The 22428-nt window shown below is 68.8% G+C and carries 20 protein-coding genes and 1 pseudogene; 7 read left to right on the forward strand and 14 right to left on the reverse strand.

Annotated elements, in window-relative coordinates; translation table 11 throughout:
• Window positions 1-219 precede the first annotated feature (219 nt).
• From ACIA6B_RS07885 to ACIA6B_RS07915, 7 genes are all read right to left on the reverse strand, one after another.
• Window positions 220-1716 (reverse strand): DUF3560 domain-containing protein, encoded by a 1497-nt coding sequence (locus ACIA6B_RS07885; protein WP_396772011.1) that lies wholly within the window; start codon window positions 1714-1716, stop codon window positions 220-222.
• A gap of 89 nt (window positions 1717-1805) precedes the next feature.
• On the reverse strand, window positions 1806-2120 hold the full coding sequence (locus ACIA6B_RS07890; RefSeq protein WP_396772012.1) for a hypothetical protein: 315 nt from the start codon (window positions 2118-2120) through the stop codon (window positions 1806-1808).
• A gap of 62 nt (window positions 2121-2182) precedes the next feature.
• Window positions 2183-2563 carry a PP2C family protein-serine/threonine phosphatase gene (locus ACIA6B_RS07895; protein ID WP_396772013.1) on the reverse strand — a complete coding sequence of 127 codons (381 nt, stop codon included), beginning with the start codon at window positions 2561-2563 and terminating at the stop codon, window positions 2183-2185.
• Window positions 2557-3120, reverse strand: a complete 564-nt coding sequence (locus ACIA6B_RS07900) for a hypothetical protein (RefSeq protein ID WP_396772014.1) — start codon at window positions 3118-3120, stop codon at window positions 2557-2559. The genes ACIA6B_RS07895 and ACIA6B_RS07900 overlap by 7 nt, the downstream gene beginning before the upstream one ends.
• Before the next feature lie 417 nt (window positions 3121-3537).
• Window positions 3538-4512 carry a GntR family transcriptional regulator gene (locus ACIA6B_RS07905; protein ID WP_396772015.1) on the reverse strand — a complete coding sequence of 325 codons (975 nt, stop codon included), beginning with the start codon at window positions 4510-4512 and terminating at the stop codon, window positions 3538-3540.
• 229 nt (window positions 4513-4741) lie between these two features.
• Window positions 4742-6487 (reverse strand): ParB N-terminal domain-containing protein, encoded by a 1746-nt coding sequence (locus ACIA6B_RS07910; RefSeq protein WP_396772016.1) that lies wholly within the window; start codon window positions 6485-6487, stop codon window positions 4742-4744.
• Window positions 6488-6781: 294 nt separating this feature from the next.
• The gene (locus ACIA6B_RS07915; protein WP_396772017.1) at window positions 6782-7213 is read right to left on the reverse strand and encodes an NUDIX hydrolase; all 432 of its coding nucleotides are present in this window, start codon (window positions 7211-7213) and stop codon (window positions 6782-6784) included.
• 551 nt (window positions 7214-7764) lie between these two features.
• On the opposite strand from ACIA6B_RS07915, the gene ACIA6B_RS07920 reads away from it, so the two are divergent.
• From ACIA6B_RS07920 to ACIA6B_RS07935, 4 genes are all read left to right on the forward strand, one after another.
• Window positions 7765-8748 carry an ATP-dependent DNA ligase gene (locus ACIA6B_RS07920; protein ID WP_396772018.1) on the forward strand — a complete coding sequence of 328 codons (984 nt, stop codon included), beginning with the start codon at window positions 7765-7767 and terminating at the stop codon, window positions 8746-8748.
• Between the two features lie 715 nt (window positions 8749-9463).
• Entirely contained in the window at window positions 9464-9844 is a 381-nt protein-coding gene (locus ACIA6B_RS07925; protein WP_396772019.1) for a hypothetical protein, read from the forward strand.
• 138 nt (window positions 9845-9982) lie between these two features.
• Window positions 9983-10837 (forward strand): hypothetical protein, encoded by an 855-nt coding sequence (locus tag ACIA6B_RS07930; RefSeq protein ID WP_396772020.1) that lies wholly within the window; start codon window positions 9983-9985, stop codon window positions 10835-10837.
• A 37-nt stretch (window positions 10838-10874) separates the two neighbouring features.
• Window positions 10875-11354, forward strand: a complete 480-nt coding sequence (locus ACIA6B_RS07935; protein ID WP_396772021.1) for a hypothetical protein — start codon at window positions 10875-10877, stop codon at window positions 11352-11354.
• A 159-nt stretch (window positions 11355-11513) separates the two neighbouring features.
• Here the strand turns inward: ACIA6B_RS07935 and ACIA6B_RS07940 are convergent, their stop codons facing one another.
• From ACIA6B_RS07940 to fxlM, 7 genes are all read right to left on the reverse strand, one after another.
• Complete coding sequence (locus ACIA6B_RS07940; RefSeq protein ID WP_396772094.1) at window positions 11514-12071, reverse strand: kinase; 558 nt, start codon at window positions 12069-12071, stop codon at window positions 11514-11516.
• A 20-nt stretch (window positions 12072-12091) separates the two neighbouring features.
• Window positions 12092-14113 (reverse strand): ABC transporter ATP-binding protein, encoded by a 2022-nt coding sequence (locus tag ACIA6B_RS07945; protein ID WP_396772022.1) that lies wholly within the window; start codon window positions 14111-14113, stop codon window positions 12092-12094.
• 234 nt (window positions 14114-14347) lie between these two features.
• On the reverse strand, window positions 14348-15160 hold the full coding sequence (locus ACIA6B_RS07950; protein ID WP_396772023.1) for a thiopeptide-type bacteriocin biosynthesis protein: 813 nt from the start codon (window positions 15158-15160) through the stop codon (window positions 14348-14350).
• A gap of 14 nt (window positions 15161-15174) precedes the next feature.
• Entirely contained in the window at window positions 15175-16254 is a 1080-nt protein-coding gene (locus tag ACIA6B_RS07955) for a lanthionine synthetase C family protein (RefSeq protein ID WP_396772024.1), read from the reverse strand.
• Window positions 16251-18995 (reverse strand): lantibiotic dehydratase, encoded by a 2745-nt coding sequence (locus ACIA6B_RS07960; protein ID WP_396772025.1) that lies wholly within the window; start codon window positions 18993-18995, stop codon window positions 16251-16253. The genes ACIA6B_RS07955 and ACIA6B_RS07960 overlap by 4 nt, the downstream gene beginning before the upstream one ends.
• Window positions 18996-19060: 65 nt before the next feature.
• Window positions 19061-19207, reverse strand: a complete 147-nt coding sequence (locus ACIA6B_RS07965) for an FxLD family lanthipeptide (protein WP_396772026.1) — start codon at window positions 19205-19207, stop codon at window positions 19061-19063.
• A 13-nt stretch (window positions 19208-19220) separates the two neighbouring features.
• Window positions 19221-20417: a methyltransferase, FxLD system gene (fxlM, locus tag ACIA6B_RS07970; RefSeq protein ID WP_396772095.1), complete on the reverse strand. Its 1197-nt coding sequence runs from the start codon at window positions 20415-20417 to the stop codon at window positions 19221-19223.
• Window positions 20418-20845: 428 nt separating this feature from the next.
• Between fxlM and ACIA6B_RS07975 the strand changes: the two genes are divergently transcribed.
• The 3 genes and pseudogenes from ACIA6B_RS07975 to ACIA6B_RS07985 form a co-directional block, all read left to right on the forward strand.
• A complete protein-coding gene (locus ACIA6B_RS07975) occupies window positions 20846-21151 on the forward strand; it encodes a hypothetical protein (RefSeq protein WP_396772027.1) in 306 nt (101 codons plus the stop codon).
• Between the two features lie 135 nt (window positions 21152-21286).
• Window positions 21287-22090: a hypothetical protein gene (locus ACIA6B_RS07980; protein ID WP_396772028.1), complete on the forward strand. Its 804-nt coding sequence runs from the start codon at window positions 21287-21289 to the stop codon at window positions 22088-22090.
• Between the two features lie 162 nt (window positions 22091-22252).
• Window positions 22253-22387: pseudogene (locus ACIA6B_RS07985) on the forward strand (riboflavin biosynthesis protein RibD); the annotation flags it as partial.
• Window positions 22388-22428 lie beyond the last annotated feature (41 nt).

The following is a 22428-nucleotide window of genomic DNA, read 5'->3' on the forward strand; positions in this document are numbered from 1 at the left end:
GGGGGGGCGGTGGTTTTTTCTTTTCGCTTTCCCCCCCCCGGCCCCCCGCGCCCGCCGGGGGGGGGGGGGCCCCGCGCGGCGCGCCCCCCGCCCCCCCCCCCCCCCCCCCCGCGACATCAGCCGGACGGCGCGGCCGTCAGGCCGCTCCGGATAGCCGCCGCCTGTGCGGCGGTGGGTGGGCGTGCCCGCCAGCGGGGGGCCGGCGGGCACGACCTCAGGTCAGACAGGGGCGGTTGCTTCCCACGTGCCTGCCGGGTAGACGGCATACCGCGCGTAGGTCTTGTCCTCTCGCGTGGTGCCGTCGACGAGCGTCACGCTCACCCACGAACCGGTCGGACGGCTCTGGGCCGGCGAGACGTCGGCGACGGGACCGGCGAAGTGCCGCCAGAGGTAACGTCCGGAGCTGCTTGAGTCCCACAGGCCCTTGACGAGGTCGCCCGGCCGCAGTTCACTCGCCCGCCGCTCGGCGGGATCGTGGGCGGGGAGCCGCCACGCCGGGATGATGTCCAGCGGCGTCACACCCGCGCGAACTACAGCCTGCGGTGTGCCGTCGAACAGGTGCTGGTAGATGTCGAGGTAGAACATCGCCAACTCGCGGCACTTGTCGACGTCGGTGACCTGCTGCGCGAACGCGGTCACTTCCGCGTCCGCGGCGTCGAGGTCCAAACCGTGGGCGATGCGCTGCGCTGCCTGCACGCAGGAGCGCTTGTGTCGCGTCGCGGAGTCGGTCGGGACGTGCCTGGTCTGGGCGCGCAGGTCGACCCACTGGCCGACGCGTTGGGCGTGCTTCACGGGCCACGGGATCCCGGCGGGGGTGTCGAGTTGCTGGCCGTCGCGGCGGCGGCCGTGGATGTGGCGGTAGGCGACCGTCGGGAGGTAGCCGCCCTCGGCGACGCTGACGCTCTTGGCGTTGACCCGGGTCACCCGGTGCCAGCCGTACCCGCTGACGCGGACGTGGTCACCGATACGGAAGTCGTCACGGGTCCACAGGACGAACTGCCCCGTCTGGGCCATCGCGGCGAGTTTGGTGCGCTGGTGCGCGCGGTCTTCGCTGTCGCGGTCGATGTGCAGTTGGGCCCGGCGGCGGAACTCGTCGGAGGACTGTGGGTTGTCGCGCGCGCGTTCCCACCGCCAGATACCGGCGCTCAGTTCCTCGATGCGGTTGGCGATCGCGCGCGGTTGGTGCTTGGCGGTCTCGTTGTCGCGCGCACCGTCCGCCCGGCGGCCCAGGCGAGCGGCGTACGCGGATTCGTCGATGGCCGTGAACCGCAGCTTGTCGCTGCGCTCCTGGTCCCTGCGCGCCTTGTTCTCGCTGTGGTGCCCGATCAGGATCGGTTGCCCGCCCGGCCGGCCAGCGGTGAGCTGATCTGCGCGTTCCCGGGTGGCGTCCGCGCGGGCCTCGGCCGTCGTGGCGCGCTCGGACAGCCGGTCCGTGCGGATGGCTGCGCGGTCGGCGCGGTCGGCTTCCCGCACGGCTGCCGGGCGCCACTGGTCGTCGATGGTGATGGTCACGGTGAAGCCGGCGGCACGCAGGCTCTCGGCTGCGGCGGTGATCCGGTGGGTGTCGGAGAACGTGTCGCGGGTGTGCGGCACGTGAATGCCGGCGTAGCGGCGGTAGATGAAGCCGTGCAGGGCAACGAGTTCGAGTACGCCGTCCCCCGGTGTTGACCCGTCGAGGGTGGTCCCGTCGGAGTGGCTGTGGCTGATAGTGATCATGGGTTCCGCCTTGGTCGTCGCGGGGCTTTTGGGTTACGCCGGACTGCTGGCCGGCGGCAGTGGCGCGGGCCGGTGGTCGCCAGCCCGCGCTAGCTGGGGCTACGGGTTACGGTGATGCGGTCGAGCCGGGCATGAGGGAACAGGACCCGGACTGGCAGAGGGCGGCCGTCGGCGCTCTTGAAGACGACCACGCAGGCGGGGCAGAGCGGTTCGCGCGTCGTGCCCGGCTCGCCGGGCTCGATGTCCGAGCCGTCGGGGCGCAGGCTGCACCGGGTGACGGCGTTGATCCAGACGCTCGGCACCGTCTCGGGGTCGCAGAAGGTCATGTTCTGGCAGCGGATACACGCGGCGATGACCACCACGGAGCCTGGTTCTGTCATCCGGTCTTCCGAGTCGTTCCACATCGGCGTTGGCCTTTCTTATCGGTGCGCCTTCCAGCTTGCCTCGCGTATTTAACTATACAGCATTAAAGCGCTGAGTGCGAGTCGAGGGGCGGGTGGTGGTAGCGGCTGTTCGTGCTCGCGGGCGCGTCGATCACGAGGGCGGTCGCGTTGTCGGTGCTGCCGGCTCGGCGTGCGACGCGTACCAGCCGGGTAGCGGCGCGTCGGGGGTCCTTATGCGCGCGCAGGATACGGCTCATCGTGTCGGGGGAGAGGTGGCGGTGAACGCCGTCACTGCACAGCAGTAGTCGGCCGACCGGGCCCATCACGCGGATGCTGGCGATGGCTCCGCGCCCAATGGAGGCGCGGACGGTGTTCTCCGCGCGCGGGCCGATCCACTCGGCAGGCATGCCGGTGTCGCGCATGTGCTGCGCCTCGGTGTGGTCGATGGTTTGCTGCGTCAGCATGCCGGCTCTGTAGGTGTAGGCGGGGCGTCCCCGCACCAGGCGATGTCGAAGCCGCCGCCGTTCGCGGTGTCGATCGGAGCGGCGACGACGGCGACTGCGTTTCCCTCCTGGCCGGCGGGGGCGTGGTCGTAGTGGCGGTGCCAGATCGTGCGCGCGGCGTGAAGGCCAGCGGCGGCTCCTCCGGTCGCGGCAGCAGCCGCCGCCGACCAGGCGGCGGTGTAGGCGGCGGTGGCCGGCTCGTAGTCGTCGCCGATGCCATCGGTGACGCAGAACGCCTGCCGACCGGTGCTCGGGTCGCGGTACACCGCAGCGGCGTCCGCGTGCACCCGGCGGGGGCCCTGATCGTGGGCGGTCCCTGCGGAGTGCACGAGGTCTTCCGGGTGACGGTCGGCGGCGTGGGCGCAGTCGACGCACAGATGGGGCCATCGGCGTTCGGGGATGTGGAAGAACCATTCGAATCCGCAGGCGATGCAGCGCGTCGTGTTGCGCTGCCAGATGCCAATCCAGCGGATGTACGGGTCGTGGTCGATCTCTGAATTCACCGGCGGTACCTCCATCGTGCGGTCAGGGGGAGCTGTGGTCGACCCGCTGCGGCGCTCGGGAGACTTCGTCGCATCGATGCATACATAATAATACAGTATACTGGTGATGAGTGCAAGAAGAGTCAAGATGCGGTGCCGATCTCTGGCGGTGCACCTCTACGCCCAGGCAGGCGCGGTGTCGTCCTGCCTCTGATCTGCTCGGCTTGCCTTGAGTCGACGGTGGGAAGCGAGAACAATTCCTCCCAACAACCCGCCGCCGTCCTGCGGTCATCGAGAGCCCGCTCGTTCTCGTCGCAGACGCTTGTGGGGGCACGCAGACCTAGTTGGCGGCGACATCGACGGGACGGAGTCTGTCCGCCTAGCAGTTGAGGCGGCTGGCGAAAGGTGGTGCGGCGTCAACGGCGGGGTCGCGCACCTGCAAGGCTGTAGGGGCTATTCGCTGTGGGGCGTGTTCGGCGCGAATGTGCCGTCGGATCCGCGGATCAGGACACCTTGCTGGTGAAGCTCGGTCAACGCGCGGCGGGCCGTGCCGGCACTGACGGTGTACCGGGTGCCCAGCTTTACTTCGGAGGGTAGAGGCTGGCCTGGCGTGAAGGTGCCGTCTGAGATGTCCTGTCGGATCGCGGCCATGGTGAGTCGATACTTCGCTGCGGTGGGGCCGGTTTCTTCGGTGCGCATCGAAGGGCCCGCTCCCGCGCCTCGGCCGGGTCGGTTGTTGATCCACTGTTCCACGCGCTGGCGTGTCCAGGAGCGGATGATGCCGCGCTTCGGCGCGGGTTCCTCCAGGTCAGGGCGGGGAAGATACCCGTCTTCGCCGCGCTCCCACGCTGGTTTGCTCATGTCGACGTACTTGGACCATGTGCTGGCCTTGGCGTCGATGAGTGCTCGGAACTCGACGGCGGGAATCAGCTCGCTGGGGTCGCCGTCGAGGGAGATGGAGTGGACGCGGGCTCGGGCCGTCTCGGCGATGTTTTCGATCGTGGCGGCCAGGTCATCGAGCGGGTACAGCAGGACGCCCTCTGGGCCTGGTACCGGTGCGGGCCATCCGGAGCCTTCGGCGCGGCGCTTCGGGCTGGTATAGATCGCGATGGTCTCTTCGCTGCGGCCGGTGAACTCGGCGGCGCCGGCGCGGTCGGTCATCCGCCGTCCGTCGACGACCCGAATCAACACGTCTGTTCCTGCTCGGATCGGGGGCCAGTGTGTGCGGCGGCCGGGGACATGCACCCGCGAGCGGGTGCCAGCAGCGCCCCGGCCGCCAACCAAAAACCTCGCCAACGAGCGGATGCACGCCGTGAGATCGGTGCCGAGTGTAACAGCGCCGTGCCAGAGGATGGTCCTGCTGTTGAGGGCCGCCGATGGCGATGTCACTAAGATCATGGTTTCCGCCGAAGGTGAGAACGTGAACATCCTATGACTTTCAGTGATCTTCATGCACAAGTAGCGGCCCGGCGCGTCGGCGTCGGGCCATCAAGCATCCGGTGCGGAGCGCGAGGCCAGAGTTTGTTCCTGAGTGGGTAGCGGTCAGGATGGTTCGGGCTGGCTCTCGGCCTTCTGACGTTGTATCCACGGAGCGTCACGCTCGTGGGCAGCGCGATGCGGTGGGGGTGCCCGGACTCACCGGGCACCCCCAACGGGCTCATGCAGCGGTGCGTTCTTGCATGGCCGGCTGCAACAGGTGAGCATCGATGGACGGGGACGTTGCGCCGTCGTCGGTCAGTAAACCGTTCGGCACGGCGTGCAGAAGCGGCGTGGCGTCTCCCGAGTCGCCGTCTTCGCAGTCGTCGTCCTCGGCCTCGCCCTCGTAGTCGTCCTCGTATTCGTACCCATCGGGGTCGCTGTCGGACTGGTCGGTGGGCTTGGACGTCAGCGACTCACGCAGCTCGCTTTCGGCGTCGGATAGCCCGTAGCCTGCGCCGCTGAGGCGGTCGAGCCAGCTCAGCGCCGGTTCGCTCCGGAAGCGGGAAGGTGCGGCGAGGAAGCTGTTGAGGTTCCTCTCGTTGCCAGCGACCCAGCGACCCACCAGCAGACGAACGAGGCGGGCTTCCCCCGCGTCGTTGATGTCAACCTTTTCGGGAGCGATGCCAACCAGCCCGGTGAGCAGTTCGTGCTCGTCCCGGCCGCTGTCGGGCAGCGCCGGATCGGCCAGCGTCGCGCGCAGCGCGTGGACGTAGAGCGCCTTCGCGGCCTTGGCGTTGCCAAAGGTCTGCACCACGAACGTACGACGCAACTCACCTGCGGTCTGCAACGCCGTGCGGAAGGCTGCAACCTTCGCCGCCTCGCTCTCCTTGCGGGCGACCTCGGTGGGAGAGACGTACGTGCTGTACACCCCGTGCCGGGTAAAGCCGTGCGCCTCGGGGTTGAGGCAGATCACGACCACCGCAGCGTCGTGCCCGGAAGTGTCGATGAACGCGGCGAATCCAGGCTTGTTGCGAACGTCGGCGTCCTTCAACGACTCGCCCTCGGGGCCACGCAGACCGTTGACGGCCACCTCGCGGCTGCTGTGCGGGAACCCCTTCGGCTTACCGACGACGACGACGCCGGCCTTGTCCAACTCGGCGCGCAGCTTCTTGGCGGTGTCTGCGACCCTGCGCTTGCGCTTCTCGCTGGCGACCTGGTGCCGCAGGCCCCACGTCGATCCGCTCTTCTTCAGGATCCGGTCAAGCGCCGCCTTGTCACCGTCGAAGGCTGCGACTTCTGCGGCGTCCTCCAGCGTCAGGTCGCCCTTGTCGACCGCATTCTGGATCTGAGTGCCCTGCTTCGCCAAGGTCAGGGACCGCTCGACGTTGGCCTTCTTGCGCCCGGTCCGCTTCGCGATCTGCTCGGCAGTCCAGCCCTCCAAGGTGAGCTGACGGTATCCCCCGGCCTCCTCGCTGGCGGTGAGCGCCTTACGGTGCAGGTTCTCCTGCAACATCGACGCGATCTGCTTGGCGGTCAGCCCGGACATGTTGTCATGCACCAGCACCGGCACTTCCAACGCCATCGGTGAGCCCAGCTCGATGGCCTCGATGGCGGCGGCCCGGCGGCGCTGCCCCTGCGTGATGTAGATGATGCCGCCCTCGCCCGGAACGCCGAGCAGCGCCTGAAGAACACCGGCCTCTGCGATGCCGTCGCGCAGCTCGGTCAGGTCGCCCAGATCCTTACGGATCTGGTGCGGGGGAATCCGAAGCTCCCTGGGGTCCGCCCACATCAGTTTTGGGCGCACCGCGCGTTCCTGGCCCTCCGTGTCGTCCGTCTGCGCATTGCCCTCCTCGGCGCTGTTGATCGTCTCCGGACTCTCCACTACACCCGCATTGCCCAGTGAATCGGGGCTGTCGAGGATGCCGACCGGCTGATCGATGCCGAGGGCTTCCGGCCGCAATACTTCCGCATTGGTTTCCAACACGACATGACTCCTTTGGTGAGGCTTTCGGTCGTCGACCCGGGCTGCCGTCCGGATTGATGACTTAATAATACAGCATTAAGGGCGGTAGTGCAAGTGAGACCACTCCTTTACTCCGAGTAGTTGACCGGCGTCTTGGCCCAATACTGGGCGGGAGCCGGTGCGCGGTGATCACGGCCAGGACGCGAAGCAGCGGGACCGGATGCGCCGGGCGGGCCGGGACGAGCTGACTTCGCGCTTCGACCATGACGCTGCCGTGGGTCGATTCCTGCGTATGGTCGCGCCTTCGGTGATGCGTTAGTCGACGGCGGCCGGCGGGGCAGTGGGCGACCACACCGGCAGGGCCCACCTGCTCTCGGCGACACGGGCCGCGAGAGCGGCCTGCTCCGCCCCCGAGTCTCCCCAGCCGAGCAGCAGCGGCACGTCGGTCACGGGGACTAGCCGGCGGCCGAGCAGGCGACCACCGTCCGGGTCCGGGTGGCGTGGGTCGAACCCGACGATCCGCGCTGCCATGCGCAGGTAGGCATGTTCGCCGGCAAGCTCGTGCCCAAGCACCACCGGATCGGTGAGGCGTACCTGTGACTCCTCGGCGGCCTCCCGATGGAGGGTGGCCACCGCGTCGGCGTCAACCTGCTCGGGGCTGCCCCCGGGGAGGTTATGGCCGTCCGGGGTGTCTTGCACGAGCACGCGGCCGTGTTCGTCGAACAGCCAACCGTAGACCTGAACCACGGCGGCGGCCGGCGCTGGCCGGTGAGCGATCCACCGGAATGGGAGTGTGATGGGCATAGCGGAAGGCTAAAGGGTGGCCCATCATGGCGTGAAAAGGACGCACCGGGTCGGTTGCGGGCCCGAGCGGCGGTTAGATTCCCTCGGTTCTTCAGCCGGTCGCCTGTATACGGCTGAGACGGCCGCTGGAAGCAGGCGCCGGACACCCGGAACTTCACCGGCGGACCTGCCGGAAGCCCGCGACCGGCCTCAGCGGGGTGCGACCTGCCCTTTCCGGTTCTGGCAGGTCGCCCGGGTGTGTATCCGATAGATCGAGGCGCGCTGGACACCGCGGCGGCTCCTGCTGAGCTGCGCGGTGACGTCGTTCTGGATCGGGGCGAGTCGTGTGCAGAGCGACCCGCTCCTACCGGGGAGGCTGCGCGTTCGACTCGGCCGGGGGCACCACCGGTCCGTGCTGGATCCCGAGTTCGGCCCGCTCGCCCGCCGGGGAGCGCATAGCGTCGCAGGTGTCGCCGGTCCACAGAGGGGATGACTTGCGGCCACCGATCGAGCCCATGCGCGCGGCCGGCGTCGCCGAGCTGCCCGATCCGCGTACCTACCGCGGCCGCCTCGCCTACGAACCCAAGTGGGACGGGTGGCGGGTAATCTCGTGGGTCAGCGGGCAGCGGGTTGTCCTGCAGAGCCGGCAACTGCGCGACCTGACCCGCTACTTCCCTGACCTCGTCGGGCACCTGCAGGCCCACGTCGGTGCCGGGGCGGTCATCGACGGCGAAATGGTCAGTTGGGACGCGGTGAGCGGCCGGTCGTCGTTCCCGGCGCTGCAGCGGCGGGTGACCGCCGGCCGGGGCCTAGCCGCCGAGGTCACCGCGCGCCCCGCGTACCTGGTCGCGTTCGACCTGCTCGCCGACGTCGGCGGGGAAGAGCTCCTGCGCCTGCCTCTGGCCGAGCGCCGGGTACGGCTGCTGCGGCTGCTCACCGGCGCGCCGCCGCAGCTGCTCGTCTGCCCGCAGACCCTCGACGTCGACGAGGCGCGCGGGTGGATGCGCGACTGGGTCGTCGCTGGCGTGGAGGGCATCGTCGTCAAGGACCTCACCAGCCGGTACACCCCGGGCCAGGCGGGGTGGCTTAAGCTCAAATCGCGCACGACCACAGAGGCGATCATCGCAGGTGTCACCGGCACGGTGGCCACGCCCGGGTCGCTGCTGCTGGGCCGGCTCGACGCCCGGGGCCGGCTCCGCTACGTCGCTCGCACCCACCCGCTCGGCGCTGCGCAGCGCGGCGAGGTTGCCGGCATGCTGCAGCCCGCTCTCGGCGCGCATCCGTGGCCGGCGCCGCTGCCCGGGGCGTGGACCGGGCAGCTCGCCAACCGGCGCCCCCTGCCGTACGTACCAGTGCACCCAAGCGTCGTCGCGGAGGTCGAGGTCGACCTCGCCTACGAACACGGCCGGTGGCGGCACCACAGCCGCTTCGTGCGCATCCGGGCGGAACTGGAGCCCGCCGAGCTGCCGCTATGGTCACCGAACGGGCTCGCTGCCTGACGGCGGATCCAGTTCAAATCCAGCTACAGCCTCGCCCGATGTGTCATCCGCCGTGAGCACCGCAGGCGAGCGGTGGTTGCTCGACCGCCATCTCAGAAGCAGGGCCGACATTAGGTTAAGGCCGCGAGTCACGGCGTGACCCGACGATGTTGGAGGGCAGCGGTGTGCCATCGCTTATGTCGCGAGCATGTCAGCGAGGACTTTCGCCTCCCGCATTGCGCGGATTGTGGTGGGGAGCGCGCGATATAGGTCGACTGCGCGGCGGTGGGTGAGACCTGTGCGGTGGTGTGTCGGGGCGGCTCGGAGCACCGAACGGCCATCAGGCATGCGTCTCGGGTGTTTTCGTCGCGATGCTCGCAGGCTGCGGCGTCGAGCGTGAGCAGTGTGAGACGCGCTGCTGGCGGTTTGAGCTGCCGAAAGGGGCGCTGGAGGGCGGGGCGGAGCCGAGGTCGGACATGCAGTTGAGACTGCCTGCGGCCGGCGGCGTAGGGCCAACCCGTCTGCTGGCCCGGTCGCGGAACAGCCAGACCAATTGCTCGCGATGCTCGCTCGGCATTGGCCGCCGCCGAAGGCGCACGGCCGTCCGCGTGGCGCCACGCTACAGGAGTGAACATCACGCGGGAGGTCGGTCAGTGCGGGATATGGCCGTGCGGCCACGCGCATGCGGTGTGAACTGTCTCTGGACTATGTGTCATCGGAGCGTCACGATGGGGTGATGGGTGAGATGCGTCCTCGGTGGGCGAAGTTGCCGCTGGCTGAACGAGACCGTCGATTGGCGCAGAGCGCCGCTGATCGGGCACGCGCCGGAGGCCCGGGTGCGTCGCCGGTCGTGCCGGAGCTTGAGCGCCGGCGGCGCCAGTCGCAGAGCGACGCGGCCCGGGCCATGCCGCGGCGCTGGGCGGGCCTGCCGCTGGAGGAGCAACAGCGTCGGCGGTCGCAGAGCGACGCGGCCCGAGCCAAGGCTCGCAACTCAGGGCCACAACGTGCCGGCATGCCGAGCGACGGGTTCGACCCGGCCACCGATGAAACCTTGCAGGCGATGTGGAACACGATCGACGACGGTGGCTATGACTTCATGTCGAAAGACGATTGGTGACCGGAGCCGGAAGGCGGATGCCGCTCCTTGGCCCGCTGTCGACGCTGACTGAGCTGGCTGCCGGCAGCGATCGAGTAGTGCTGGACGGATCGGTGGGGGTCACTTCACGTTGGAGCCGCTGTCTGGAGAGGGGGCGAGATGGCCCGTAACACGAAGCGTCACCGGCGGGAGCCGGTGCGGCATCCGATTCCGGCGGCCCGGCTCAAGGCGATGCCTCGTCGGCCGGGGTTCGACCCGGACAATCCGCGGCTGCCGGTCTTCGCGGTCAGCGGGATGGCGGCGGCCCTGGCACGGTGCCCGGTCGAGACGGTGCCGCTATACGCGGCGGTGGCCGTGGTGCACCAAGCGATGAGCGGCGCCCCGGTCAACACCTGCGTCCCGATCTGCTACCAGCTCGCCACCGCCTTAGAGCACCTCGGCTTCGACAGCGAGGTGATGGCGGCTTATGCCGAGGTGATGCAGGGCGACATCGCCCACGTCAGTCTCGGCGTGCGCGGCCGGGCCACGGTTCGCGATGATTTCACCACCAACGGCCATGTGGTGCTGTGGGCGGAGTCGTTTGGCCGGCTGCTCGACCCCACCATCGCTCAGCACCCGGCGCTCCTGGCCGCCGCGCACGGCGGCCAGGACAAGCAGGCAGCGCCGCTGTCCGTGCCGGTTCAAGGCGGCCGGAGCACGCTGCTGCGCGGCGCCGTCGGCGCGATCCGACCCCCGTTTCAGATCAACTACCTTATCCAGCCGCAGTACACGGCCGCATTCGACCCATGGCTGGTCAAGTTCAGCGATGCCATGGAGTACGGCGGACTGAGTTTGGCCCACACGACGCTGGGCGCTATCGCCGGCGCTGCGGACATCCGGAATCTGCGCGAGTTGCCGCAGCTGTATCCGCGCCTCGGTGCTCTGCTCGCAGGTGCCGAGCACCTGCCGGCCGTACCCAAACAACCGCCCGCCCTATGGCTTGAACTCAACGAGTCCGCCCGGACCGGCCAGTGAATCCGCCCGGGACCGCGACGTGGGCGGTCGAAGCACTGTGACGGCGTGGATCGAGCAGTGGCACCACGACATCACTCCCGTCGTGGACCTGCCCCTACCGCGGGAACTGGAACACCCGGCCTGCATGACGCGGCACACTTTGCCGGGAATCCAACGCCGGATCCGCCAGCGGTACCCCCGAGCATCGGCGCAGGACTGCTGCACGTACCACCGCCAGGACTGGACCCTGGCCTCGGAGACCGCGATCCGGTTGCTCGCCGCCGCTCACGCCGAGGGCCTCACCGGCGAACCGGCCGGTGACCGCGTCAGCGAGTTGGTCACCGCCGAGGGCCTTGGCGCTGAAGACCGGCACGCCGTGGCTTGCCTGGTCACCACCGTCGATCCGATCATGCTCGGTGACGACGGCGACATCAATGAGGGCCGCCACCGCATCCAAGCCATGATCGATCAAGGTGTGACCCGCACCGTCGTGCTCCGGCTGGTTCTGCTCGACCCGGCCACTGGCTTGGCGACCTAAGCCGACCAGCCAACGCGGGGAAGTTGAGTGAGCGCTCTGGCCTGCCGGTGGGCGGCTCTCCCGCTCTGCATGAGCAGGGGATTCGGTAGAGCTGTGCTGTGCAGTAGCGACGGAGGTAGATCGTGGCGATGCACGTACGGGTGTCCCCCTGGCGCCGGTTCACGGAGCGGCCGGCAGGAGGTCGGTGTCGCGGCCTGTCAGCGGCAGGCCGGCGGCGGTGGCGATGCGATCGACCGCTTGCTCCAGGGTGGTGTTCTCGGGCAGGACGAGTTCTTCGGGCCAGCCGAGGACGTCGCGGGGGGTGTACCAGCTGCGCAGGTGGTCTGGCGACACCTCCGCCGCCATGGGACGCGTGTCGTGGCGGCGCAGGGTCTCGGGCAGCGAGACGTCGAGGTAGACGAACAGCGTCCGCCCGCGATGCGCGTCGCGCAGCTCGGTGAGCATGCTCCGGTAACGAGCGGCATGCATGATCCCTTCCAGGATCACGTGGTAGCCGTGGTCGAGGCAGAAACGGACGTTCTGCGCGATGAGCGCGGGCGCGAGACCTCCAGGCTTGTCACGTTCCCTGAGCAGGACCCGCCGAAGATGATCTTGACCGACCATGGCGCAGCCGCGGCCGTGCCGGTAGCGCAGCGTCCGAGCGAGCGTGCTCTTCCCGGCGCCGCTGTTCCCGCGCAGGCAGATCAGAATCGTCTCAGTGGTGCCGGTGGGAGTCACGCCGTCAACGGCGGCGCTGCTCACCGGACCACCTGGTGCTGGACCCGCCGCGGGAGCTGGCCCTCCTCGTCGGGATTGGTCACCTGGTGCGGGCATGTGATTCCACTTTCGTAGCCGGAGGCTTGGAGGGTGAACAGCTCGGCGTAGCGTCCGTTGGTGGTCATGAGGTCGCGGTGGGTGCCGGCTTCGACGAGGCGGCCGTGGTGCAGGACGTAGATGCGGTCGGCGTGGCGGACGTTGGCCAGCCGGTGGGTGATGAGAATCGTGATCGCCTGGCCTTGCCGGTCGCGAATGGCTTGAAAAAGGGCGTCCTCGGCGCGGGGGTCGAGCGCGGACGACGGCTCGTCCATGATGAGCACATCGGCCTCGCGCAGGAACCCGCGGGCGGCGGTGATGCGCTGCCACTGCCCGCCGGAGAGGTCTTGGCCGCCAGCGAAGGTCCGGTCGAGCAGCGTCTCGTACCCGTGCGGCAGATCGGTGATCATTTCATGGGCGACGGCGCGGCCGGCGGCGGCCTCGATACGGGCCTGCTCGACGGTGGCGGCGATGTCTCCGATGGCGATGTTCGTGGCGGCAGTGAATGGCCACTTGTGGTACTCCTGCGTCACGACCGCGATCCTGGCCCGTAACGCGTCGGTGTCCCAGTCGTCGCTGGACCGGCCGTTGTAGTGAATGGTTCCGGCTGTCGGAGTGCGTAGGGTGGCGATCATGGTGGCGAGTGTCGACTTGCCGGAGCCGTTCTCTCCGACGAACGCCACGGTCTCACCGGCGCCGATGGTCAGGGTTACCTCGTCGACGGCTGCGGTGTCGCGGTCGGGGTAGCGCAAAGTGACACCAGCGACACCAATTGTATTCAGCCGGGCGATGCCTTGATCCATGGCGCTTTGGTGTGCCGGCTCGGGGCTGGTGTGGGGTGTGGGGAGATGGTCGGCGGAGCGGGTCAGGAAGCCGGTGTAGTCGCGGAAGTGCTGTCCTTCGTCGTAGATGTTGTCGACGTGGAAGGTGGCCATGGACAGGGATTGGTGCGCGGCCTGCAGGGCGATGACGCACGTCGCGGCGGCGGCGAGGGGGATGTGTCCGTGTAGGAGCAGCAGCCCGAGCAGGATGTAGACCAGCATCCTGGCGATTCCACCGATCATCGCTCCGATGGTGGTGGTTGTAGTGGTCCGACGGGCGAGCGTGAGCTGGATGCGGGTTTCGACATCGGTGACACGGTCGTACTGGTCGAGCAGAAACTGTCGTAGGCCGTAGGAGCGCAGTTCGGGAGCGGAGTCGCGTTCGGCCATCAGCCGTTGCAGCAGCCAGAGCCTGCGTCGTCTCACAGAGCCCGCAACGTAGGTTTGGTAGCGCAGGTGCCCGGCGCGCAGCGACGCCCACGCGTTGGGCACGGTAGCGATCAGCAGCGCGAGGAGCAGCAGCGGGTGGACCATCACCACGGCAACCGCGACGGCCACGACGCCGGCGAGTCCGGCGAGCAGGCTCATGGTCGCCTGGACCAGCCCGGTGGTGGAGTTCGCGCCGCGCGAGGCGCGTTCCATGTCATCGGCGAACGCGTCGGCGTCGAAGGCTTCCAGCCGCACGGCGGTGGTCACCTCGAACAAGCGTCGTTCGACGTCGCGGTCGATCTTGGGCGCCAGCCCGTTCTGCGCGTACCCCGTCGCGGTGGCCATTCCGGCGCGCAGCGCGGTCACCACTGCCAGCGCGGCCAACGCGGGTAGCGCGGCCCGCACCTTATCCGCGGTGGGTCCGCCGGCGAAGAGTTCCACCAAAACTCGCTGTACGGCGAGCAGCCCGAACGCTGCCATCACCCCTGCGCCAACCGTGGTGGCGGCCACTACCGAGAAGCGGGCGCGATCGGCGCGCCAGCTCACCACGAGTGCGGCCCAGACGAGGCGTGGAAGCTCGCTGAACACCGTGAACAGCCCCGCGTCGGCCCGGGCGCGCATGCCAGTCTCCCACGACGTCTGCCGCAGCTCCGGCAACACCGAGTTCATGTCTGGTCCGTGGGTTGATGCGGCATCGGCACCGCCGGTTTTCGGCATGAGGAGTCCTTTCAACCATGGGCTGCGTGACGATGGGTTGCGAATGTGCAGTGGCGGAGGGGGCGGCCGTGGTCAGGCGAAGGGACTTTCATCTTCGAGGCGCCTGGTCGTCGGGCTTCCGGCGACGTCGCGGGCGGCATGGGCGTCGAGGGTGGTACCCGCCATGACCTGACCTCCGTGGAGTGGAAACCACCTGAGCGTCTGACGACGTTGTGGACGCTTCTCTTTGATCGCTTAACTGTTCCGTGTGGGGTTTGGTTGGCCCCTGATTCGGAGCGCCCGGAGGGACGGTGTGACGTCGCCGAAGATGGCTTCGGCGGCTGCCTGTGCGAGTCGGGCTTGGGTGGTGGCGGGTATTCCGATCCGGTTCCAGTGGAAGATCACGTGTTCGGTGATGACTGCGCGTAGTCCGCGTGTGAGCGTGCCGGCGTCGCGCAGATCTCGCAGGGCGGTGCCGGCGTCCTCGAAGGCGGTCTGCCAGTCGCCTCTGGTGCGGGCCGTGCCTTGTTGCAGGTGGCGGACCTGGCCGGTGAAGGTTGCCCAGGTGCGGGGATCGGGGGCAGGGTTTTGGTCGAGGTGCTCGGCGCGGCGCTGGGCGATGCGCGCCCACACGTCGCCTTGTTCGTTGGGGTCGAGTCCTGCGGTACGCATGAGGGCGGTGCACAGGACGAGAGAGCGTTCCCGCCGGTCGACTGGACGACTCTGCAGGTAGCTCAGGAGGTAATGACTGTCGTGGTGGAACAGGTTGTGGGCGGTGTGCATCGCGTCGGGGCCGCCGAAGGCGTGGGTCTCGGGTTCGTAGATGTCGTTGGTCCAGGTGACGGTGTCGGTGAGTACGTGGTGTGCGTGGTGCGGGGCGTCGTTCGTGGCGGGTAGGTATCGGATGCGCCATGGTCCTTTGCGCATGAACCACCAGGCGGTGATGAGGCCGGTGGCTTCCGCGGCTGGGATGACGCGGTGGAGGTGGCGTATTGCGTGCTGCTCACGTTCGTGGCGGCTTTGGCCGGGGTAGCTGATGTTCACCTGTCTCCAGGTGGTCTCTTTCATCCGGGGGCCTTTCGTCAGATGAGCAGGAGGCAGGCGTCCCACGTCGTTGTGGTGGTGGGGGCTTCGGCGAGGGCGTAGCCGGCGGTGCCCTCCAGCAGACCGGTGGCCTCGTCGCTTACGGGAGCAGCAGCGTGGTGGTGTAGGTGTGTCAGTGGTGTGAGGGGTGTGGGGGTGAGGGCGTCTGCGGCGATGCGTCGTGCGATGGCCAGGAGTCCGGCGGTGCCGTGGCAGAGGGTGCGGTCGGTGAGCCGGTCAGTTTGTGCGGAATCGTTGACGCAGGTGGTGAACGCTGTCTCGGCGAGGTGCTGGCGGGTGGTGTCGTGCAGGGCGAGAGCGACCAGTTGGAGGGCCCGGGCGATGCCGGGGGTGCCGTAGCACCAGGAGGGGCGTAAGGGCTGTTGTTGTGTGGGTGCGCCGCGGTGTAGGTCGGTGAGGGTGAGGGTCTGCGGCCACCAGGTGGCCCCGTCGGTGTGCTGTTGCCAGGTGTCCAGCCATCGGCAGATGCGGGTGATGGCCTCGGTGTGGTGCTCGACGGTGATGCCGTCGCGGAAGGTGAGGGCGAGCAACGCGAGTGGACCGGTGATGCCGTGGGCGATGCCGTGGTTGGCGTGGCCGCCGGGTGGCGGAGGCTGGTGGCGGTCGGGTCCGTTGGCGCACCACCAGCCGGGTAGGTCGTTGATGGGTTCGGTGAGGCGGACCAGGTAGTCCAATACTTCACGGAGCAGGTGGTGGTCGCCGAGGCGGCGTAGGGCGACGCCGAGGCCGGTGAGGCCGCGGATGAGGTCGTATTCGGCGTAGTGCGGCTGCTGGTGGGAGTCGATGCGGCGGTGAGCGGCGTGGAGCCGCTGCCGGGTGACGGTGGCGGTCCCGGCCGCGGCGGTGGCTCGTGCTCGGGCCAGGCGTGGTTGGTTGGCCGTGGCGAGGACGAACGCGAGGGCGGGGGCGCCGTAGAAGAGGCTGGCTCCTGCGGCGATGGTGACGCCGTCGGCGATGGCGGTTTGTAGTGCTGCGGACGCGGCTGGCCAGTTGCCGGATTCGATGTGCGCGAGGGCCACGCCAGCGGCGCCGTCAGCGAGGGACTGCCCGGGGATCATGACGTGGCTTCGGCGGCGCGGGCGATGGTCCGGGCCAGGCGCAGGCAGTGCCGTTCGCTGGCGGTGTCGACGCCGATCATGCGGGCGTGGTGCAGGTGCAGCAGGTCGGCCAGCACCTGGTCGAGGTCGAGGTTGTCGGTGTGGGCCAGCGTCCGGTAGGCGGCCAGTGCGGCATTCAGGTTGTCGTCGCGGTAGGGGATGCGGGCGAGCGCGAGCTGCGTGGGGTCGAGGCGGGGACCACTGCGGTGGGGTACGTGGGTGGCGAGCCATTGTTTCCCGTGGCCGCTGGTGAAGCTGTCGGCGATGGCGATCGTGCTGGCGGCGGTGGTGGCCTGGCGGTCGCCGGTCAGTCGGTGCAGGGTGGCGGCAGAGTCGGCGGCGAATACCGCTTCGGCGGCGGCGAGTGCGGGTCCGGTGCCGTGGCGGGCCTCGGGCCGGTAGGTGTGCAGACTGTAGTCGTTCAGGACGCCGTCGTCGTCGAGGTGTTGTGCCCAGCGAGCGAGGCGTGCGGTGGTAGCGGTGTAGCCGTCGGGGCCGTCAGCGGGTATGCGTAGCCGCAGATGGGGCTCGGGGTCGGGGTAGCGAAGGAACCACCAGCCCGGGGTGAGGAGGGTGTCGGCTCGGCGGGCGAGGTCGGCGAGGATGTCATCGAGGTGGCCGTGGAGACGAACCTCCAGCCATGGTGGTTGTCCGGGCCGGTGTTGTAGTGCGGTCGCGGCCCGGACCGGTCGGCTCGGCCGGACAGCGGGTGTGGTGCTGGCCAGGGTGATGAGGAGTTCGGCGGGCCTGCCGCCGATCCAGCCGGCCGTGCCAGGGGCTTCGATCATGACGGTGCGGTCATGCCGCTCAAGGTGCCTGCGCAGTACCGCCAGGTGGGTGGTGTCGTCGAGGTGCAGACGTAACTGCACGTCGTCGTCGCCGATCAGGACCTCGTCTGGGAGGCGGTGCTGTGTGCGGTATCGCTGCCAGGCGTCGCGCCACCGCGGCCAGGACGTCGTGCGGGGAAGGGCGGATTGGTCGATGATCCAGCGGGCGGGATGCACGACGCTATGTCCGCGTCGGACGCGGGGCAGGAACGGCAGGCCGCTTGCGTGTCCCCAGTCGAATCTGCTGCAGGGAGCCGTCCAGGCCGTCCAGATTTCCGTCAGGAACCGCATCAGGGGCTGCTGCAGGCCGGGCAGGAGAACGCTGTTGAGGAGCAGTGGCTCGACCGGCTGCCCGCTGGTCTGCGACACCAGCCACAGGCGCTGGCCGTCGCCCGTCACGGCGAGGTCGTTGACCGTGCGCGGCGGGTCGGGGTAGAAGTCGCCGACGGGGAGGACCGGCAGTAGCTCGGGTGTCCGGGCGACCGGCGCCAGGCGAGCCTCTAGCGGCGGTCCGGACAGCTGAACGGTGTCCGCGTTCGACAAGGCAGTCGGAAGGTTGCGGTAGACACGCTGGAATGACGCTAGTTCCGCCTCGGTGAGCAGGTGCAGGAACCGGCTGGCGGACACCCCCGCGTGGCGGGCCCCGCTGACCACCGTCAACGTGAACGCGCCGCGATCCAGGTCCTGCGCGGTCGCGGCGGCGAGGGTGAACCGTAGTTCGGTGTGCGGGATTGGCGGACGGTCATCGTCGCCCCGCAGACGGCCGATTAGCTCGTCGTCGAGAATCACCTCCGCGCAGTCGTCGAGTGCCGACTGCTGCGCAAGTTGTGCGAGTAGCCGGTCGCGGGTGCCGAACACTGGGGGCATCCGCCGGGTGGAGCCCCGGTATCCGGTGGGGAAGCCCAGCACGTTCAGGACATCGCGTAGCGGTACCGCCACGCCGGGACCCCATCGCTGGATGAACGCGCGGTGGTACTCGGTCCAAGCTGGCATGAGCGGCGCCACCGCCGTCAGCGTCGACGCGGCGCGGCCGGCCTCATGCAGCACCGCTGGCGGCAGCGTCACCGACACGTCGACCCGGAGGTCGACCGCGACCCGACTGCCCGCATCGGGCATCGGGACGTGGCTGGCTAGATGAGCGGCCGGGTCGGTGACGGTCATCGCTGGCCGCAGCGCCGACAGCAGCACACCTGTGCGGACCAGCGACGCCAACAGCCGCTCAGCGGCGTCGGTCCCGGCACCTGTGGGCCCAGCAATCATCGCGGCGAGCTCAGCGAACATGACCGGGGACTGCGCCGCGCGAAGTGCCGCCCGCATCGGCTGGGTCAGGCGGATCTCGACATCCCACCTGCGGTCGGCGTCCGCGCGGGCGCAGGGCAGCACCCACCGCCCGTCGCGTCGGTATCCCAGCGAGTTCGTCACCACCGCAACGTCGCGCAGCGTGCGCAGATCCTGCTCGGCTCGCGTGGTGTGCTCGGCGATGAACTGCCCATCGGGGCGGCTCACGACCTGATGTTCCTCGCCCCAGCGCACGGATGCGTGGGTGCCGAAGTCGACCGGAGCTATCCCGGCGAACGTGCCGAACGGAGTCGCGCGGCTCGTCCACCTCAGCAGGTAGCGGACCGCCGCCTCGACCAGGCGTCGGAGCCGATGCGGTGACGTCGGCTCGCCGGCCAGAATCTCGGCAACCTGCCTAGCCAAACCAGGTGTGGCGGAAGCGACAGCCGTAGCGAATCCCGGTAGAGCCCACGCGGTGCTCAGCCACTGCCGCCACTGCTCGGGTTGACCGGCGATCAGGTCAGGCAACGCGGGTAGCACCAGGTCGTTCGGGTATGCGGCGACTCTGATGAGCGCCGCACCAACTGGGGAAAGCATGATGCCTACCGAAACTGGGGGCCCGGCGTCCGTGGACGCCGGGCCGGTAAAGGGTGCCGGATCGGTTACTTGCTGCCGCCGGAGCAGGCCTGGGAGCCCGTGTTGCCCGAGCCGCAGTTGTCGTCGGTGCTGGTGGCGTATCCGCTGGCGGCGGGGCCGGCATCCACGAGGGTGATGTCCAGGTCGAACTCGTCGAGTTCCGTGTTCTCCACTGGCTTTTCCTTCCTATGCGGGGGTGAAGGTGAGGACGAGGCGGCTGTGCCGCTTGTCCAACACCGTCCCGGCCGGCAGGTCGCCGTCGGGAGTCCGTGCGGGCAGGACGTGCAGCACCGGAGAGGGCTCGCCAGCGTCCACCCACGTGCGCATGTGCGTCACCATCGACTCAGTCGCCGCGGCGGCGTGAGGCCCGTGGGCACACGCGCCGAGGTCGAACATGTCGTCGGTCCAGCCCAAGGCCGAGCGGTAGACGAACGTCCCCTCGGTTAGGGCGGCGGGTGTGCCGAACCGCCACGCAGGATCGACGGTGCCCGCGTCCACCGCCTCCTGCTGCGCCGAGAGCACCACGAACTGATCCACCTCGGCGGCGAGACGTACCGCTAGCCACAGGTCCAGGTCGGCCAGCACCGTCGGAGGCGGCAAGCTCACTTCGGCCCACGCCTGTTGTCGCGGCTGCGACAGCAGCGCGCCGAAGACGTCCCGGTCGACCTGCTGGCCCTCGTCGAGGCGCAGGTGGACGCCCTCGGCGATGTCGACGTACCGCACCTCGTGGGCTCCGACACCCTGCATCGCCACGAACCCGCACAGCCGCTGGCTACAACTGACCAGCCGGTCGCCCACGCGGCGCAGCGCCCACGACCGCGTCATCCCGAACGTGCGCAGCGGCACCACCAGAACGCCATCCTCGACGAGCTGCGCTATCCAGGCCGGAGCGATGTCCCACGCGCCGGCCGTCACAATGATCACATCGAACTGGTGACCCGACTCAATGGGCTGCTCGGCGTCCGCACACACCACCCTGACATCGCTGTACCCCGCCGCCGCCAGACACGCCACGGCCCGCTCGGTCACCTCAGGATCGATATCCACGGTCGTGACCGAACCCGACGCGCCCACCAGCTCTCGCAGCAGCGACGCGTTGTAGCCACCCGATCCGATCTCCAGCACATGGCGGCCCTTGAAGCCGCCACCGAGGGCGTCGGCCGCCTGACCGAGCATCTCCGCGATCAACCACGGCGCCGAAACAGAACTCACCGTCTCATCACCCCGACGCTTGGTGATCACAGCGACATCGCCACGGTATGCCTCCTGCACCGCAACGCCCGGCGTGTACAGCTCCCGAGGCACCGCCCGTAGGGCCGCCTCCACATCAGGCCGCATCACCAGCCCCTTAGCTGCATGATCGGCGACCAGTTGATCCACCATCGCCTCACGCAGACGCTCACCGCTCATCGTGCCGACATCCATCTATGCGCCACCCATCCTCTGCGTCACCAAGACCACTACCCTCCCCGTTACTGCATGGGGTACTGCTCGCCGACGCCGCGCTTGAGTACCAAGCGCGGTATTCGTGGTCGGGAGATCAACAGGGCCAGCGTGACCCTTGGCCCGCCAACCCTGGAGCCTCGCCTGCTGGTATCAGTGTTCGGCTGCCATCGTTTCCGTCCGGCCCGATGCCTCACTCAGTACGCCTCACACGATCACCCATCGTGAAGGAGGAGGGAATACCGACTTACGGTCCGACTTTGCCGACACCCGCTTCGGTCCTCGGCCCGGCAGCGCGGCCGGTGCTCAAGTCAGGGACATCGGTGGCATAGTCGGCAGGGCCGCCCTATCGGTTGAACGGGGAGACAATGCCTCGCCATCCAGACACCACGATCAAGCCCAACTCCGCGCTCGGCGGCGCCCGGCAACGCCTGCTCTCGCCCAGACGCTCCGGCCAGTGCATGTCCCGCACCGAGCTGGCCGACGCGGTCAACGCGGCACTCGACGCCAGCTGCTCCGGCCGAGACGTCACCACCCAGTACGTGGACTTCCGCTGGGTCGGCACACTGGAGCGAGGAGAACATCGCTGGCCCAGCGAAGCGCGTCGAGCCGCCCTTCGTCAGGTACTCGGTGCCACCTGCGACGCCGAGCTCGACCTCTACAGCCCTCGATGAAGTGACCATACGCGCGACGACGGCGAAGCGACCGAGCTTCGACCAGGCAGTTGGGAGGAGACCATCCTTCTGCTGCGCGAAGAGTGGCGCCTCCTGGTCCAGAACGACAAGGTCTTCGGCCCTGAGTACGCACTGATGGGCGTTGCAAGGCAACTGGCGGCTATCGAGGATCTGTCGAAGGACGTCCCCGAGGCGCTACGTCCCGCAGTCATCCGCCTCGCCGCCCAGTACGCCGAATCCGCGGCATGGCTGCACCAGTCCCTCAACGACCCCGTCGCTGGCCACCGCCGTACCCGACAGGCATTCGCATGGGCCGGCCAGATCGGCGACCCGACAATGACCGCTTGGGCCAGATACCGCAGCAGCCAACAGTGGTTGACCGGCGGACACACCAACGAAGCCGTAGTGCAGGCAGAAGCCGCGCTGCGCTATGACCAGAAGCTGCCCGCGCCGATGCGCTCGGCGATGCGTGTCCAGCACGCGCACGCCCTGGCAGCCGCCGGCGACCACCACATGGCTATGCGCCTGCTCGACGACGCGCACCGCTGGGCAGCAGACCGCCAGTCGGGACAGCCGGAAGGCGAGCACGGCTCCTTCTGCACCAGCGGCTACATCGAGGTGCACCGCGGAGCATGCCTTCGCCTAGCGCAGCGCCCACAGGAAGCAATCGCGGTACTCGACGAAGCCCTCCCTACGATTCCCCGACGCCACCGCCAAGACTTCGCCTCCGCACTGACGAACAAGGCAGAAGCCCACCTCGCGGCGAACCAACCAGAACTCGCCGCAGCGACGGCACACCACGCGGTACCGATCGTACGCCGGGCCGGATCACGACGAATCCTGCAACGACTCGTACACCTCGGCGCCGCGATCAACGGACACCAGCAACTGCCAGAGGTCCGCGCCTTCCTCAACGAACTCAAGGGAACCACCATCTGATGGCATCCGACGCCGAGCGGGCCGCAATGCGACAGGCAATCACCCTGTCGTCATTCGGCCTAGGCACCACAAGCCCCAACCCACCCGTCGGCTGCGTCATCCTCGACCGCCACGGCGTCACGGTCGGTACCGGCTACCACCGACGCAAGGGAGAAGCCCCATGCCGAGGTCAACGCACTCAAAGCAGCCGGCGCGGCAGCGCGAGGCGGCACCGCCGTCGTCACGCTCGAACCCTGCAACCACACCGGCGTTACCCCGGCCTGCCGTCAAGAACTGATCAACGCCGGCATCACCCGCGTCGTCATCAGCGTCATCGATCCGACTTCCCGAGGCGACGG

This window comes from Micromonospora sp. NPDC051141 (assembly GCF_044455765.1).
Taxonomy (GTDB): domain Bacteria; phylum Actinomycetota; class Actinomycetes; order Mycobacteriales; family Micromonosporaceae; genus Micromonospora.